The 14,099-nt window shown below is 68.2% G+C and carries 13 protein-coding genes; 5 read left to right on the top strand and 8 right to left on the bottom strand.

Annotated elements, in window-relative coordinates:
- Positions 1 to 21: 21 nt before the first annotated feature.
- From AC2IR1_RS08695 to AC2IR1_RS08680, 4 genes are all read right to left on the bottom strand, one after another.
- The gene (locus AC2IR1_RS08695; protein WP_486475885.1) at positions 22 to 549 is read right to left on the bottom strand and encodes a 6,7-dimethyl-8-ribityllumazine synthase; all 528 of its coding nucleotides are present in this window, start codon (positions 547 to 549) and stop codon (positions 22 to 24) included.
- Positions 550 to 555: 6 nt separating this feature from the next.
- Complete coding sequence (ribB, locus tag AC2IR1_RS08690; protein ID WP_486475884.1) at positions 556 to 1,686, bottom strand: 3,4-dihydroxy-2-butanone-4-phosphate synthase; 1,131 nt, start codon at positions 1,684 to 1,686, stop codon at positions 556 to 558.
- 324 nt (positions 1,687 to 2,010) lie between these two features.
- The gene (locus tag AC2IR1_RS08685) at positions 2,011 to 2,589 is read right to left on the bottom strand and encodes a hypothetical protein (RefSeq protein ID WP_486475883.1); all 579 of its coding nucleotides are present in this window, start codon (positions 2,587 to 2,589) and stop codon (positions 2,011 to 2,013) included.
- Positions 2,586 to 3,176, bottom strand: a complete 591-nt coding sequence (locus AC2IR1_RS08680) for a riboflavin synthase (RefSeq protein WP_486475882.1) — start codon at positions 3,174 to 3,176, stop codon at positions 2,586 to 2,588. The genes AC2IR1_RS08685 and AC2IR1_RS08680 overlap by 4 nt, the downstream gene beginning before the upstream one ends.
- Before the next feature lie 320 nt (positions 3,177 to 3,496).
- Here AC2IR1_RS08680 and AC2IR1_RS08675 point away from each other — a divergent pair, with 320 nt between their 5' ends.
- From AC2IR1_RS08675 to AC2IR1_RS08665, 3 genes are all read left to right on the top strand, one after another.
- Positions 3,497 to 4,789, top strand: coding sequence for a capsule biosynthesis protein (locus tag AC2IR1_RS08675; protein WP_486475881.1), 1,293 nt, complete (start codon positions 3,497 to 3,499; stop codon positions 4,787 to 4,789).
- Positions 4,790 to 4,928: 139 nt separating this feature from the next.
- Positions 4,929 to 6,068 (top strand): polysaccharide biosynthesis/export family protein, encoded by a 1,140-nt coding sequence (locus tag AC2IR1_RS08670; protein WP_486475880.1) that lies wholly within the window; start codon positions 4,929 to 4,931, stop codon positions 6,066 to 6,068.
- A gap of 4 nt (positions 6,069 to 6,072) precedes the next feature.
- The gene (locus AC2IR1_RS08665; RefSeq protein WP_486475879.1) at positions 6,073 to 8,139 is read left to right on the top strand and encodes a capsular polysaccharide biosynthesis protein; all 2,067 of its coding nucleotides are present in this window, start codon (positions 6,073 to 6,075) and stop codon (positions 8,137 to 8,139) included.
- A 27-nt stretch (positions 8,140 to 8,166) separates the two neighbouring features.
- Here the strand turns inward: AC2IR1_RS08665 and ribD are convergent, their stop codons facing one another.
- The 4 genes from ribD to AC2IR1_RS08645 all read right to left on the bottom strand — a co-directional run bounded on the left by ribD (position 8,167) and on the right by AC2IR1_RS08645 (position 11,999).
- Positions 8,167 to 9,243 (bottom strand): bifunctional diaminohydroxyphosphoribosylaminopyrimidine deaminase/5-amino-6-(5-phosphoribosylamino)uracil reductase RibD, encoded by a 1,077-nt coding sequence (gene ribD / locus AC2IR1_RS08660; protein ID WP_486476388.1) that lies wholly within the window; start codon positions 9,241 to 9,243, stop codon positions 8,167 to 8,169.
- 37 nt (positions 9,244 to 9,280) lie between these two features.
- Positions 9,281 to 9,748 carry a transcriptional regulator NrdR gene (gene nrdR, locus AC2IR1_RS08655; protein WP_486475878.1) on the bottom strand — a complete coding sequence of 156 codons (468 nt, stop codon included), beginning with the start codon at positions 9,746 to 9,748 and terminating at the stop codon, positions 9,281 to 9,283.
- A 350-nt stretch (positions 9,749 to 10,098) separates the two neighbouring features.
- Positions 10,099 to 11,049 (bottom strand): diguanylate cyclase domain-containing protein, encoded by a 951-nt coding sequence (locus AC2IR1_RS08650; protein ID WP_486475877.1) that lies wholly within the window; start codon positions 11,047 to 11,049, stop codon positions 10,099 to 10,101.
- 251 nt (positions 11,050 to 11,300) lie between these two features.
- Positions 11,301 to 11,999: a heme NO-binding domain-containing protein gene (locus tag AC2IR1_RS08645; protein ID WP_486475876.1), complete on the bottom strand. Its 699-nt coding sequence runs from the start codon at positions 11,997 to 11,999 to the stop codon at positions 11,301 to 11,303.
- 192 nt (positions 12,000 to 12,191) lie between these two features.
- Between AC2IR1_RS08645 and AC2IR1_RS08640 the strand changes: the two genes are divergently transcribed.
- On the top strand, positions 12,192 to 12,953 hold the full coding sequence (locus AC2IR1_RS08640) for an NYN domain-containing protein (RefSeq protein WP_486475875.1): 762 nt from the start codon (positions 12,192 to 12,194) through the stop codon (positions 12,951 to 12,953).
- A 196-nt stretch (positions 12,954 to 13,149) separates the two neighbouring features.
- On the top strand, positions 13,150 to 13,602 hold the full coding sequence (locus AC2IR1_RS08635) for a hypothetical protein (RefSeq protein ID WP_486475874.1): 453 nt from the start codon (positions 13,150 to 13,152) through the stop codon (positions 13,600 to 13,602).
- The last annotated feature ends 497 nt before the right edge of the window (positions 13,603 to 14,099 follow it).

The raw sequence follows: 14,099 nt of genomic DNA, 5'->3' as shown, positions 1-14,099 counted from the left end.
GGTTGGGAGCGGGCGGGCGTTTCAGCCACCCTGCACGGGCGCGTCAGCAGCCGGAAGGAATCCCACCCCGGCTTTCGGAGCGCCCCATTTGCGCGAAAGCGCGACAAGATGCAAGGCCGCAGCGGCAGCACCGCCGCCCTTATTATGTTCGGCCACGCGGGCGCGGGCCAGGGCCTGGTCGCGGTTTTCCACCGTCAGGATGCCATTGCCGATGCACAGGCCCTGCAGGCCCAGCAGGGTGATCCCGCGGGAGCTGTCGTTGCAGACGGTGTCGTAATGGGTGGTCTCGCCGCGGATCACGCAGCCGAGCGCGACATAGGCATCGTAATCGGCCATGCGGCCGGCCATGGCGATGGCCGTCGGGATCTCCAGCGCGCCGGGGACCTCGATCAGGTCATGGGTCCCGCCCCAGGCCTCGATCTCTGCCTGCGCGCCGGCGATGAGCTCATCGGCGATGTCCTTGTAATAGGGCGCCACGACGATCAACGCCTTGACCGGCTTGGAAAATTCGCCGCGCGGCAGGGTGTAGTGCTGTTCGGATCCGGCCATGTCAGGTCACTCCTCGATCCGGCGGGTGCCGGTGATTTCAAGCCCGTAGGCGTCGAGCCCAACCACGTTGGGCTGGGGCGAATTGGTCAGCAGGACCAGCCGGGACAGGCCCAGGGAGGTCAGGATCTGCGCGCCGAGGCCGTACTGGCGCAGGGTCTGCGGAGAGGCCTCGCCGGGGGCGGTCAGCTTCATCTGCAGGTCGCGCAACAGGACGACGACACCGCGGCCCTCTTCGGCGATCAGGTTCATCGCATCGCGGAACTCATCAGCCCGGCCAGAGCAGCCGAGCCCGGCCAGATCGCGCATCGGATCAAGCGCATGCATCCGCACGAGCACCGGCTCTTCCCCGGAAATATCCCCTTTGATCAAGACGATATGCTCCGCGCCATGGGTCTTGTCGATGTAGATCTTCATGGTCCATTCGCCGCCGAATTCGGAGGTGACGACCTCTTCCTTCTCGACCTGGACCAGGTTGTCGTGGCGGCGGCGGTAGGCGATCAGATCCGAGATCGTGCCGATCTTCAGCCCGTGAAGCTGCGCGAAGGCGATCAGCTCCGGCAGGCGGGACATGGTGCCGTCCTCGTTCATGATCTCGCAGATCACGCCGGCGGGGTTCAGACCGGCCAGGCGGGAGACGTCGACGGCGGCCTCGGTATGACCGGCCCGGACCAGAACGCCGCCCTCGCGGGCGCGCAGCGGGAAGACGTGGCCGGGGGTCGCGATGTCCTGCGGACCCTTGCCCGCGTCGATGGCCACGGCCACGGTGCGGGCGCGGTCATGGGCGGAAATGCCGGTGGAGACGCCTTCGCGGGCCTCGATCGAAACAGTGAAATTCGTTTCGTGGCGCGAGGAGTTCTGAGACGCCATCAGCGGCAGGTTCAGCTGATCAACCCGTTGACCCGTAAGGGAAAGACAGATCAGGCCGCGCCCGTGGGTGGCCATGAAATTGATCGCTTCGGGGGTCGCCATCTGGGCTGGGATCACGAGGTCACCCTCGTTCTCGCGGTCCTCGTGATCGACGAGGATGAACATGCGGCCGTTGCGCGCGTCCTCGATGATATCCTCGATGGAGGAGATGGCATCGGACCAGCTTTCCTCGACCGGCCCCTTGTTGTCGAATGCGGCGCTATCGGACATGGCGGTACCTCGTGACTCCGGCCCTGTTTGCTTTGGGCGGGATTACCGCAGCGGCAGGAGAAATGCCAGAGAGACACGGCGTATCGGGCCAGAAGCCGGAACAGACCGCATGTGCAGCAATGCAGAGGTCAGCCCGCGCCTGGCCGGAACCGGAGCCTTTCCGGGCGATAGTCACAACCCGCAATTGTTTCGGGACCTGCCTGAAAAGGCGCGAAAAAAACGTCGGTATTACGTCGGTATCCTGTCGGTATCGCGACGGTGCGTTTTTGCAGTGGGCGGATGCTGTCGCAGCGGTCCGAAATCGCGGCCAAAATTGCTGTCGGTTCAGCCGAAGAGCGCCTCTGACGGGAGGGAGCCTGCGAGACGGCCCGCCGTCACCCAGTCGCGTTCCAGCCCGAGGGCGGTGATGGCCACGAGGCCCGCCGCCGGAAGACGGCCCTGAGCGAGGGAAAGCGCCGCGCGGATCTCTGCGAAGGAGCCGAGGAGCGGCGGCGCGGGGAAGGCAAGATCGAGCCCCGCCACCCGGTCCAGCAGCGCGCGCGGATCGAGCGGCGGATGGGCCAGCCCGATGCGCATCACATGGCGCAGCGCCGTGAGCCGGTCCGACACCCGGACCGAGGGCGGTGCGGCGTTGGAGAAGACGCCCAGCGCATTGGAGGAGATCAGATAGCCCGAGACATCCCGCCCGGAGGTGGCGCGGATCGCGGCGTAGTCGGAATAGGAGAGGCCCAGTTCCTTCGCCCGGGCGATGCGCATCCGGACGATGGACAGGGGCAGCTGCGCTTCTTTCCGCCCGGCCTGGGCGCGGGCCCACATGTGCGCGCGGAAGCGGCGCCCGTCATCCATCGCCGGACCGCCGTTGTGGCCCAGCCCCGCGCGGGGATCAGGGCCGAGGTCCGTCACTTCGTGCACTCCTGCAGGCGGGCGACGTAGCGCGCCATGGTGTCGACCTCCAGGTTGATGCGGTCGCCTTCCTTCACCAGGCCCCAGGTGGTGACCTGCTTGGTGTGGGGGATGAAGTTGATGCCGAAGCGGGCGCCGTCGACCTCGTTCACGGTCAGCGAGGCGCCGTTGAGCGCGACGGAGCCCTTGGGCGCGATGAACCTGGCCAGGGCTGCCGGAGCTTCGAAGAGGGCGCGGGTGCTGTCGCCTTCGTCGGTGAGCGACACCAGGGTCGCCACGCCGTCGACATGGCCCGAGACGATGTGCCCGCCCAGTTCGTCGCCCACCTTGAGCGCGCGTTCCAGGTTGACCCGGCGCCCTTCGGTCCAGGCGTCGAGGTTGGTCTTGGAGATGGTTTCGGCCGAGATTTCGACATCGAACCAGTCTTCGCCCGTTTCGATCACGGTCAGGCAGACGCCGTCGCAGGCGATGGAGGCGCCGAGGTCGACGGTGGACATGTCGTAGGCGCAGCCGATGCGCGCCTTCAGATCGCCCCGGTGTTCCAGCGCGCGGACGGTGCCCATGTCGGTGATGATGCCGGTGAACATCGCGGTTCTCCTGTCTGCCGTTCTAGTGGCCGCGCGGTGCCGCGCGTCGATCTAGGGCGTAGCGCGCGGCGGCCCCGGCTGCAAGGTGGCGGCGCGGGGGGCTGGCACGGGGCCGGGAAGATGCCCGGCCATGGCCCCAATTCTGCCGGTTTGACGGGCTAGGCCTGATGGAGCAGAATGAACCCTGCGGTTCCGTCCGGTTTGGGCATGTGGTTTTCGGCATGTCCGGCTTGGGACGGGCCTGCGCGCATCAGAAGGGGCGAGACATCGCGCGCCCGAACCGGGGAACACCGGACGGGCCGCCGCCATCGGGTAGAAAGATGAATGACATGACGCCGGACGCCCGGGTCTTCCTGTTCCTGCAGGGACCCCACGGGCCCTTCTTCCAGCAGCTGGCCCGCGCCCTGGCCCGGGCGGGCAGCACCTGTTGGCGGGTGGGGTTCAACGCGGGCGATGCCGTCTTCTGGCGCGCGCGGGAGAGCTACATCGCCTTCGACGGGGCGCCCGGCGACTGGCCCGCGCGGTTTGGCGCCCTGTGCGACGAGAAGGGCGTGACGGATATCGTGCTTTACGGCGACGTGCGCCCGATCCACGCCGATGCGGTAAAGCTGGCGCGGGCGCGGGGGTTGCGGGTGCATGTCTTCGAGGAAGGCTACATGCGGCCCTACTGGGTGACCTACGAACGGGGCGGATCGAACGGGCATTCGCGCCTGATGCGCCTTTCGGTGGATCAGATGCGGGAGATGCTGGCCCTGTCGGACATGGATGCCCCCCTGCCCCCCGCCGTCTGGGGCGACATGCGCGAACACGTGTTCTACGGCGCGCTGTACCACTGGTTCGTGATGTGCGCCAATGGCCGCTACCGCCAGTTCCGCCCGCACCGGGACCTGACGGTGGCGCAGGAATTCAAGCTGTACCTGAAGCGGCTGGTGAGCATGCCGGTGACCTCCGTCACGCGGTGGCTGGCCTCCCGCCAGGTGCGGCGGGGCGGGTTCCCCTATCACGTGGTGCTGCTGCAGCTGGCCCATGACAGTTCCTTCCTGGCGCATTCGCCCTTTGCCAGCATGGCCGAGTTCCTTCAGGTGGTGATGCGCGGCTTTGCCGAGGGCGCGCCGCGGCATCATCACCTGGTCTTCAAGGCGCATCCGCTGGACGACGGGCGCGCGCCGGTCCGGGCGGAGCTTTCGCGGCTGGCGCGCGAGATGGGGCTGGAGGGGCGGATCCACCTGCTGCGGGGTGGCAAGCTGGCCCCCCTGCTGGCCGATGCGCGCAGCGCGGTGACGGTGAATTCCACCGCCGGGCAACAGGTGCTGTACCGGGGCATCCCGCTGAAGACCTTCGGGCGGGCGGTCTATGACAAGCCGGAGTTCGTTTCCACCCAGCCGATCGCGGAGTTCTTCGGCGGCGCCACCCGGCCCGACCGCAGGGCCTACCAGGATTACCGGCGTTTCCTGCTGGAGACGAGCCAGGTCGCCGGCGGGTTCTACGCCGCGCGGTCGCGGCGGCAGCTGCTGCGGCAGGTGGTGGACATGATGCTGGCGGCGGAAGACCCCTATGACGCGCTGCGATCGGGCACCGCGGCGCCCCGGCAACAGTTGCGACTGGTCCGATAGGCCGGACGCGAGAGACTGGATTTTGCGGGCGGGAGGCTATATCCTTCCGGAAAGAGGCGAAAAAACAGCGGCGGATCCGGGCAAAACCGGGCAGGTCGCGGCAGAACAAGCGACCGGAAACAGGTCGAGGAGACGAGCAGTGAACCCGAAAGCAACCCGATGGGCGAGGTCCGTCGCGCTGGTCGCGGCGATATTTGCCGTTTCCTCCTGCGATGTGCTGCCCCGCAGCGGCCCGAACAAGCGTGAGATCTTTGCCGGCTCCGTGCAGCGCGAGGGCGATGCCTTCGTGGTGGATGTGAACGACCGGGTGACGCGGGCCACCGCGGTGATCCCCTCCCTGGGCTTTTCCGACAGCTTCCTGCGCGCGGGCCTGCTGGGATCGGACGTGATCCGCCCCGGCGACACCCTGTCCCTGACCATCTGGGAAAACGTGGACGAGGGCCTGCTGGCCAGCGAGGGCGTGAACTTCACCCGGCTGAACGCCGTGCAGGTGGATGGCGCGGGCTTCATCTTCGTGCCCTATGCCGGGCGGATCCGTGCCGCGGGCAACACCCCCGAGGCGATCCGCCGGATCATCACCGAAAAGCTGCAGGATCAGACCCCGGACCCGCAGGTCGAGGTCGTGCGCGAGGCCGGCGACGGCGCCAGCGTCACCCTGATCGGGGCGATTGCCGGAAATGGCGTCTACCCGATCGAACGGCCCACCCGCCGCCTGTCGTCGATGATCGCCGCCGCCGGTGGCCTGGGCAGCCTGTCGCCGGAAAGCGCACTGATCACCGTGGTGCGCGGCAACCAGCGCCAGACCATCTGGTACCAGGACCTGTTCGACGATCCGCGCTACGACATCGCCCTGCGCGACGGCGACCGGATCATCGTCGAGGAAGACACCCGGTCCTTCACCGTGCTGGGCGCCACCGGTACCCAGGCCGTCATAGATTTCGAGAGCCAGACCCTTTCGGGGATCGAGGCCCTGGCCCAGGCCGGCGGGCTGAAGTCCACCGCGGCCGACCCCACCGGCGTCTTCGTCTTCCGCAACGAGGCGGAGGAGATCGCGCAACGCGTCCTGGGCCGCACCGACCTGCAGGGCGCGCAGCGCATGGTCTACGTGCTGGACCTGACCAAGCCCAACGGCATGTTCATGGCGCGCGATTTCCTGATCCGCGATGGCGACCTGGTCTATGTGACCGAAGCGCCGTTCACCCAGTGGGACAAGACGATTGGCGCTCTGACCGGCTCTCTCAGCTCGGTCGATACGCTGCAATCCGTGGCAGACTACTGACGGCATGACACCGGCGGCGCATAGCCAGGCCGGAGCGGAGGGGAGCGCAGACCGCGCCGGGGGTGACCCTGGGGAAGCTGCCTCCCCCGTCGCACTGCATTACCTCAACCTCGGCTTCATGCGGCAGAAGCGGCTGCGCCGCATCCTGGAGCTGTCGGGATACCGGCTGACCCTTGGCCGACCGGAGCCGGGCGGGCAGATCGCCGTCTGGGGCCATTCCCCCTATGCCAGGCGCGGCGAGGCGGCGGCGGAGCGCGCGGGTGCGCGGCTGATCCGGGTGGAGGACGGTTTCCTGCGCTCCCTTCACCCCGGCCGGACGGGGGAGCCGCCCGTCAGCCTGACCATCGCGCAGACGGGCAGCCATTTCGACGGCACCGGCCCGTCGGACCTGGAAAGCCTGCTGAAGAGCCATCCCTTCGACGATGCCCACCTGCTGGGCCGGGCCCGCGGGCTGATCGCGCGCATGCAGGAGGCGCATCTGTCGAAGTACAGCGCGACCGATCCCGCCCTGCCCCTGCCCGCCCCGGGCTACGTCCTGGTCGTCGACCAGGTGCGGGGCGATGCCAGCGTGCGCCTGGGCGGGGCGGATGCGAATACCTTCCGCGAAATGCTCTATTGGGCGCAGGAGGAACATCCCGGCGCCCGCATCGTCATCAAGACCCACCCGGAAACCGCGCGCGGCAAGCGCCCGGGGTATTACGGCGAAAAGGACGTGGCCGGCGCGCCCGAGGGGCGGATCACCCTGCTGAGCGACCCTGTCAGTCCCTGGGCGCTGATCGAGGGGGCCATCGCCGTCTACACCGTCAGTTCGCAACTGGGGTTCGAGGCGATCCTGGGCGGGCACCGGCCGCGTGTCTTCGGCCTGCCCTTCTATTCCGGCTGGGGGCTGAGCGATGACCGGCACCCCCTGCCCATCGGCCCGTCCCGCCGGGGGCGCAACCTGACCCGGGCGCAGCTGGCCGCCGGGGCGCTGCTGCTTTATCCGACCTGGTACGATCCCCACCATGATCGCCTGTGCAGCGCCGAGGAGGCCGCAGAGGGGCTGGCCGCGCGCGCGCGGGCCTGGCGCGAGGACCGGCAGGGCTGGCGGTCGAACGAGATCCGGCTGTGGAAGCGGCCGCATTTCCAGGCCTTCTTCGGGCAGGAAAAGCGCATGCGCTTCACCCTGGCCCATGGGCCCGAAAAGCGTATGGTCTGGGGCCCCGCCGCGCGCCAGGCGGTGGGGGTGGAAGACGGGTTCCTGCGCTCCCGCGGGTTGGGGGCGGAGCTGGTGCCGCCGCTGTCGCTGTGCCTGGACGAGCTGGGGATGTACTACGACGCCCGCAAGCCAAGCCGGCTGGAACAGCTGATCGCCACCCGGGCGGAGCTGCGGCCGGATCAGCAGCGGCGGGCCGAACGGCTGATCGCGCGGCTGACCGCCAGCGGGCTTTCGAAATACAACCTGGGCGGGGACCGGACCCTGCCGGAGCGCACCCCGGGCCGGCGCATGATCCTGGTGGTGGGCCAGGTGGAGGACGATGCCTCTGTCCGCTACGGCGCGGGCCTGGTGAAGAGCAACATGGAGCTGCTGGCCGCCGCGCGACGGGTGGAGCCGGATGCGACCCTGCTCTACAAGCCCCACCCCGACGTGGCGCGCGGCCTGCGCCCGGGCGCGATGTCCGCGAACCTGGCCCTGCAGCTGGCCGATCACCTGGTCCCGGGGGCGGAGATCGACACCCTGCTGAAGCAGGTCGATGCGGTCTGGACGATGACATCGCTGACCGGGTTCGAGGCGCTGTTGCGCGGGGTCGACGTGTTCTGCACCGGGCAGCCCTTCTACGCCGGCTGGGGCCTGACCCGCGATCTGGAGCATCCGCCCCGGCGCCATGTGCAGGTGAACCTGGAAGGCCTGGTGCATGCCGCCCTGATCGACTACCCGCGCTACCTGGATCCGGTGACGGGGCTGCCCTGTTCGGTGGAGGTCGCAGTGGATCGGCTGGAGGCCGGGGTGAGCCCGCGCGCGCCCGCGCTGCGACTGCTGGCCAAGCTGCAGGGGATCATGGCGACCCAGTCCTGGATCTGGCGCCGCTGAGAACCTGGGAAGCCGGGGGGAGCCTGATCAGGCGCGGGGGCGCAGCCAGCGGGTCATGACATCGGGGCCGATCCGGCGTTCTTCCACCAGGTCCATCCGGGGGGCCTCGGCCAGGCGGTCGATGCCCATGGCACCGATGCCCGGGCGGCCTTCGGCGCCCAGCACCAGGCCCGCGGAGACCACCACCAGTTCGTCCACCATGTCGGCGCCCAGCAGGGTCGCGGCCAGCGCGCCGCCGCCTTCGCAGAAGACCCGGGTGAGGCCCGCCGCGCCCAGTTCCTGCAGCACCGAGGTGATGTCGAGCTGTCGGCCCGCCAGGTTGCAGGAGAAGAGCCGCGCGCCCAGCCCTTCCCAGGCCTGGATCAGCGCCGGGTCGGCATCGCGGCCATGGCAGATCCAGACCGGCACCTGTTTCGCCGTCCGCGCCAGCGCGCCCATCAGCGGCAGGTCGATGCGGCGGGAGACGACGATGCGCACCGGCTGGTGATCCACGCCCATGTCGCGCACGGTCAGGGAGGGGTCGTCGATCCGCGCCGTGCCCGCGCCGACCATCACGGCGTCGTGGCGGGCGCGCATGGCATGCACTTCGCGCCGCGCCTGCGGCCCGGTGATCCACTGGCTTTCGCCCGAGGCGGTGGCGATGCGGCCATCCAGCGAGAGCGCCAGTTTCAGCGTCACCCGGGGGCGGCCCTGGGCGCGGTTGAGGAAGAAGCCCTCGTGATCGGCCAGCGCCTCGTCGCAGAGCAGGCCCGTCGTGACCTCCACCCCGGCGTCGCGCAGCATGGCAAAGCCGCGGCCATCGACATTGGGGTCGATATCCTCGATCGGGGCGACGACGCGGGCGATGCCGGCGGCGATCAGCGCCTCTGCGCAGGGCGGCGTCTTGCCGTGGTGCGAACAGGGTTCGAGGGAGACATAGGCGGTGGCGCCGCGCGCGGCCTCGCCCGCCTGGGCCAGGGCCTGGGGTTCGGCATGGGGCCGTCCGCCCGGCGCGGTGGTGCCACGGCCCAGCACGATGCCGTCCTTGACGATGACGCAGCCCACCGAGGGGTTGGGCCAGGTACGCCCCTGCCCCCGGCGGCCGAGCGACAGGGCCAGCGCCAGGTAGCGCGCATCTTCGGGGCGATGGGTCACGGCCGGATCACTCGTCGCGGGGGATGGCGGGGCGCAGCTCCGAGACGAACTTGTCGAAATCGCCCGCTTCCTGGAAATTCTTGTAGACGCTGGCAAAGCGCACGTAGGCCACGGTGTCGATCCGCGCCAGGGCTTCCATCACGATCTCCCCGATCATCTTGGAGGGGATGTCGGTGTCGCCGGAGCTTTCGAGCCGCCGCACGATGCCGGAGATCATCTGGTCGATCCGTTCCTGTTCGACCGGGCGCTTCTGCATCGAGATGCGGATCGACCGTTCGAGCTTGTCACGGTCGAAGTCCTCTCTCCGGCCATTGGACTTGATCACCACCAGATCGCGCAGCTGGACGCGTTCATAGGTGGTGAAACGGCCACCGCAGGCGGGGCAGAGACGGCGCCGACGGATGGCGGCGTGATCCTCCGCCGGGCGGGAATCCTTCACCTGAGTATCGACATTTCCGCAGAACGGACAGCGCATGGCCCCTTGCTCCCCACACCTGCCCCTGCAAGTAGGGGCCAACTCGGTTTTATCCACAGTGACTATAGGGGGTCTACCGGGGATTGGGTAGAGGCGTTTTCCGAACACGAGATATGCTGCAAGAATGCCACTTTAGCGGGCGCGGCTACAGTACCCGGGCAGTTCCGGTTTGGGCCCGATTTGCGCCCCGAGGTGCCCCGCACGCCGGGCACCACATCCCGCCCCATCGGGAGCAGCCTGAAGGCCCCACATCATGCCTTTGCACGCAACACATCGGGGCAGCAGATCAGGGCGAACGGGCCAGAGGGATCAGTTTGGGGGGATCAGAATGAGCGGATCACGCGGGCCGATCAGGCGGGGGGCAGCGGGCGAAAGAAGCTGTGGCAGGCGCGCCCGGCCTTCTTGCTTTCATAAAGCGCGGCATCGGCATCGGCCAGCATCTGGTCGGCCTGCGGCGGGGCGTAGTCGGTCGAAAGGGTCGTGCCCATGGAGCAGGAGACCCGGCAGGCCGCCCCTTCGAAAAGGATCGGTTCCTCCAGCCGGGCGATGAGGTGGCGGGCGATGTCCTCGATCCGGGCGCGGCGGGTCAGCTGGTGGAAGAGCAGCACGAATTCATCCCCGCCGATCCGGGCCACGGTATCGCCGGCGCGGGTTTCCTCTATCATCACGCGGGCGACATGTTGCAGGACGTGGTCGCCCGCCGCGTGACCGTGGGTGTCATTGACCTGCTTGAACCAGTCCAGATCGAGGTGCATGAGCGCGAAATCCTGCCCGGTGCGGATCAGCCGCGACAGGATGTGATCCATGGCGCGGCGGTTCTTCAGCCCGGTCAGCGTATCGGTGTAGGCCTGTTCCTCCGCCGCGATCTTGGCCCCCTGCAGGCGCAGGTTGAGGGTGCGGGAAGCCTCCATCGCGGCGGTCTTCGCCTCGATCAGGTAGAGCATTTCGATGGTCAGGTCTGTGGGGGAGAAATCCCCCGAGTGCAGGCGATAGGACTGGATCGCATCGACGATGGAGATCCCGAAGGAAAGATCGACGACCGCCCCGCGCCGCCCCTGCGCATCGGGCGCCAGCGGTGCCAGCACGGCCTTCAGCGCGGTGCGGGGTTCGTCGCGCAGCCGCAGGTGCAGCTTTGTCCCCGCCGAGGCCAGCAGCGAGGGCATGGAATCGACCATGCGCGGGCGGGAAAGTTCGAAGAGTTCCAGGAAGCGCCGCCCCGCCATGGGCAGATCCGGGCGCAGCTTCTGCATGGTGGGACCGACCTGGACCACGTGGCCGGTGGGATCGAGCAGCACATGCATTGGCGAGAGGATGTCCAGCGCATCGCGCGTCAGCGGCGCCAGGGCCTCCGCCGGAGCGGCGCCCCCCGCCCCGCCACTGGTGCCTGCCCGTCCACTGGCCCCTGCCCGTCCGCTGCCCCCCGCCGGACCGCTGTCCCGCGGCGGTATCGCGGGGCCTGTGCGATCCGGATCGGCAGCGGGCCTTGTGGCGGGCCGAACACCGGAATTTACACCGGGCCCGTCCCCCGAGCCGGGCGGAGCGTCGGCGGCCGTCATCCTGTGCGTGCCCCGAGATCGAAGGCGCGCCCTTCGGCGAAGGCGCTTTCGACCAGCGTGACCTCCACCACTTCGTGGGTGCCCAGATCGGCGCCGCCGGGCGGGGCCGCAGGGGCGCCCGTTGGATGCCCCGGCCAGTCTTGCTGATGCCCGCCTTGCTGATGCCCGCCCTGACGCTCCTCCTTCCGGCCCTCCTGACGACCGGCGTATTCGAGCATGACGAGCGCCCCGTAATCATCCGCCATGGCGCGCAAGATCCCGACGAGCACATGGCCGAACCCGGGAAGGCGCCCGGAACTGGTGATGGTGAAGCGCTTGCCGGAATGCTGGCGCAGCTCCAGCTCCGGCAGGTCGAGGTCGGAGACGGCCAGGCGGGTGCGGTCGGGCAGGTCATCGAGGGAATGCAGGAAATCTTCGTAGGTGAGCCCGGCAAAGCGCAGCAGGCGACGCAGGCCTTCGTTGTGGGGATGGCTGACGAGATAGGTCCCCAGGTCTTCAAGAAGCATCGCGCGGGACTTGCGCAGGCGCGTGGCGGCGGCCTCCAGCACGCGCCAGGTCAGCGCGTCTTCATAGGCCAGCATGGCCTCGAACTCCGCAAAGGGGAGATCGGCGGCGGCAGCCACGTCGAGCCAGAGCGGCTCCCCGTAGGTGTCGCGCAGGAAAGTCTGTATGGACCTGTTGATCAAGCCGTGCATCTGCCGCTGCTGCCCTGGTTTGTGCCGTTGACCCGGCTTGGCCGCAGGATGGAGAAGGAGGTTTAAGATAGGCTCAACACCCGGGCGCATGTGGCGCCTGCCCGCCGGTTTACTGCCGCCCGGCTGCCGGGGTGACTGCTGGCGCCGGGGCGTCATCTGCCGTAGGTTGGCCGAAACAATGAAGGTGACCCCATGCCGACCGAGAACCAGACACCGCTGCTGGCGGTTCTGATCGACGCAGACAATATCAGTGCGAAATACGCCGAGGCCATGTTCGAGGAGATCACCACCCTGGGCGAGGCCAGCATCCGGCGGATCTACGGCGATTTCTCCGGCGGCGGGCCTCAGGGCTGGTCCAAGGACAAGCTGGCTAACCTGGCGATCGTGCCCTACCAGCAGTTCGCCAATACCACCGGCAAGAATGCATCCGACATCAGCCTGGTGATCGACGCGATGGACATCCTGCATTCGGGCCGCTTCGACGGTTTCGTGCTGATCAGTTCGGACAGCGATTTCACCCGGCTGGCGAGCCGGATCCGGGAACAGGGGCTGGATGTCTTCGGCATGGGCATGCGCAAGACGCCCGCCGCCTTCGTGAAGGCCTGCAAGCGGTTCATCTACGTGGAAAACCTGCTGCCCGACCAGCCGAAGGGCGAGCAGAAGAAGGAGCCCCCGAAGAAGGAGACCCCGGGCCGCGCCGCGCCGGTGGGCGCAGAGGCCCCGGCAGAAACCGAGGATCCCACCAAGCTGATCATCCGCGCGATGGATGCGATCAATCAGGACGACGAATGGTATCTGCTGGGCCAGATCGGCCAGTACATCACCGCCGCCAAGCCCGACTTCGACACCCGCAGCTACGGCAAGAAGAAGCTGAGCGACCTTGTGGCCTCCCTGCCGCTGTTCGAGACGCGCCGCGCCGATGGCAACCAGGTGGAGGTCCGGCGGCTGGACTGAAGGGGCCCGCGTCCCGTCCTGCGTCCCATCCTGCTGCCTCTCCCTGTTGATTTCCGCACTACGACGTATTGGGGGCTTGTCCCGCTGCCCGCAGCGATGCGCAATGGTCCCGTCCGGGGCGCGCGCAGTGGCCTGCGCCCGGCACAGTATCAGGGGAAACAGCCGGGGGACGCAGCCCGGCCAGGGGAGGCATGTCGTGACACCGGACCTGTATTTCAACGGAACGAAGAACCCGACGCGGCAGCGGGTCGATGGGGTCTTCAAGGTGGCGGGCACCGGGCGCAGCTACCCGGCGCTGAGCGGGAGCAGGACCCTGCTGCCGCTGCCCAACGGGCTCTACAAGGTGCATACGCTGCGCCTGCGCAAGAAGGCCAACATGGGCCGGGACACGGACGAGGCCAATGGCGGGATCCCGATTGATTGCAGCGTGGGGCCGATGACCGTCCCCCCCTGGAGCGTCAACGTGGACCCGCAGTTTTCGACCACCCGCACCCTGTTGCGCATCCATCCCGACGGAAACCTGCCCGGCACGCGCGGCTGCATCGGCATCCTGGGCCGGGTCGATCAATGCTACCAGGACCTGAAGGACCTGCTGGAGAGCAAGCCCACGGCCTTCCTGGTGGTCTGCCATGACAATCCGCTGGTCTGACAAGGTGACCTGATCCGGGCGGGTCAGAGTGTGACCTGATGTGGTGAACCGAACCGGCCCCGCCCTGGCCCCCGGCGGTGAGCGGCATACGCGATCCAACCGGACACGGCCCCGGATGACGGCCACGGATGACGGCCCCGGATGAAGGCACGGATTACGGGCGAGGTACCGGCGCGGTCATCGCCCAGTGATCAAGAGCCCGGTGATCAAGAGCCCAGTGATCAAGGTGATCAGGAGCCGCGAAGGCCCGGTGCGACGGTCGCCTGACGGACAGGCGAGAGCTTTGCGGCCCTGTTGCCTCCTGAGGCCTCCATGCAAAGCCTCTGCGGCCCCGTCGTTCGGCGGCAGGGAGATTTCCCGGATCCGGACATCTTCGCAAGTCTTTTCCACCGCTTGCGACCCGCAGCGCAGGTAAAATGACGCGAAATCGACCACGCGCGGGCGGGCGCGGGCGTATAGCGGCGAAATCCTGCCAAGAGGTTTCACGAAGGCTTGGC

The sequence above is a fragment of the Pseudooceanicola sp. NS-SX8 genome (assembly GCF_057380755.1).
The sequence above is the reverse complement of the archived record's forward strand: the minus strand, read 5'-3'. Positions and strand labels throughout refer to the sequence as shown.

Bases quoted from the DNA above. Each gene is read 5' to 3' on its own strand.
- AC2IR1_RS08695 (WP_486475885.1), bottom strand. From the start codon at position 549: ATGGCCGGATCCGAACAGCACTACACCCTGCCGCGCGGCGAATTTTCC.
- ribB (WP_486475884.1), bottom strand. From the start codon at position 1,686: ATGTCCGATAGCGCCGCATTCGACAACAAGGGGCCGGTCGAGGAAAGC.
- AC2IR1_RS08680 (WP_486475882.1), bottom strand. From the start codon at position 3,176: ATGTTCACCGGCATCATCACCGACATGGGCACCGTCCGCGCGCTGGAA.
- AC2IR1_RS08675 (WP_486475881.1), top strand. From the start codon at position 3,497: ATGAATGACATGACGCCGGACGCCCGGGTCTTCCTGTTCCTGCAGGGA.
- AC2IR1_RS08665 (WP_486475879.1), top strand. From the start codon at position 6,073: ATGACACCGGCGGCGCATAGCCAGGCCGGAGCGGAGGGGAGCGCAGAC.
- nrdR (WP_486475878.1), bottom strand. From the start codon at position 9,748: ATGCGCTGTCCGTTCTGCGGAAATGTCGATACTCAGGTGAAGGATTCC.
- AC2IR1_RS08650 (WP_486475877.1), bottom strand. From the start codon at position 11,049: ATGCATGTGCTGCTCGATCCCACCGGCCACGTGGTCCAGGTCGGTCCC.
- AC2IR1_RS08645 (WP_486475876.1), bottom strand. From the start codon at position 11,999: ATGCACGGCTTGATCAACAGGTCCATACAGACTTTCCTGCGCGACACC.
- AC2IR1_RS08640 (WP_486475875.1), top strand. From the start codon at position 12,192: ATGCCGACCGAGAACCAGACACCGCTGCTGGCGGTTCTGATCGACGCA.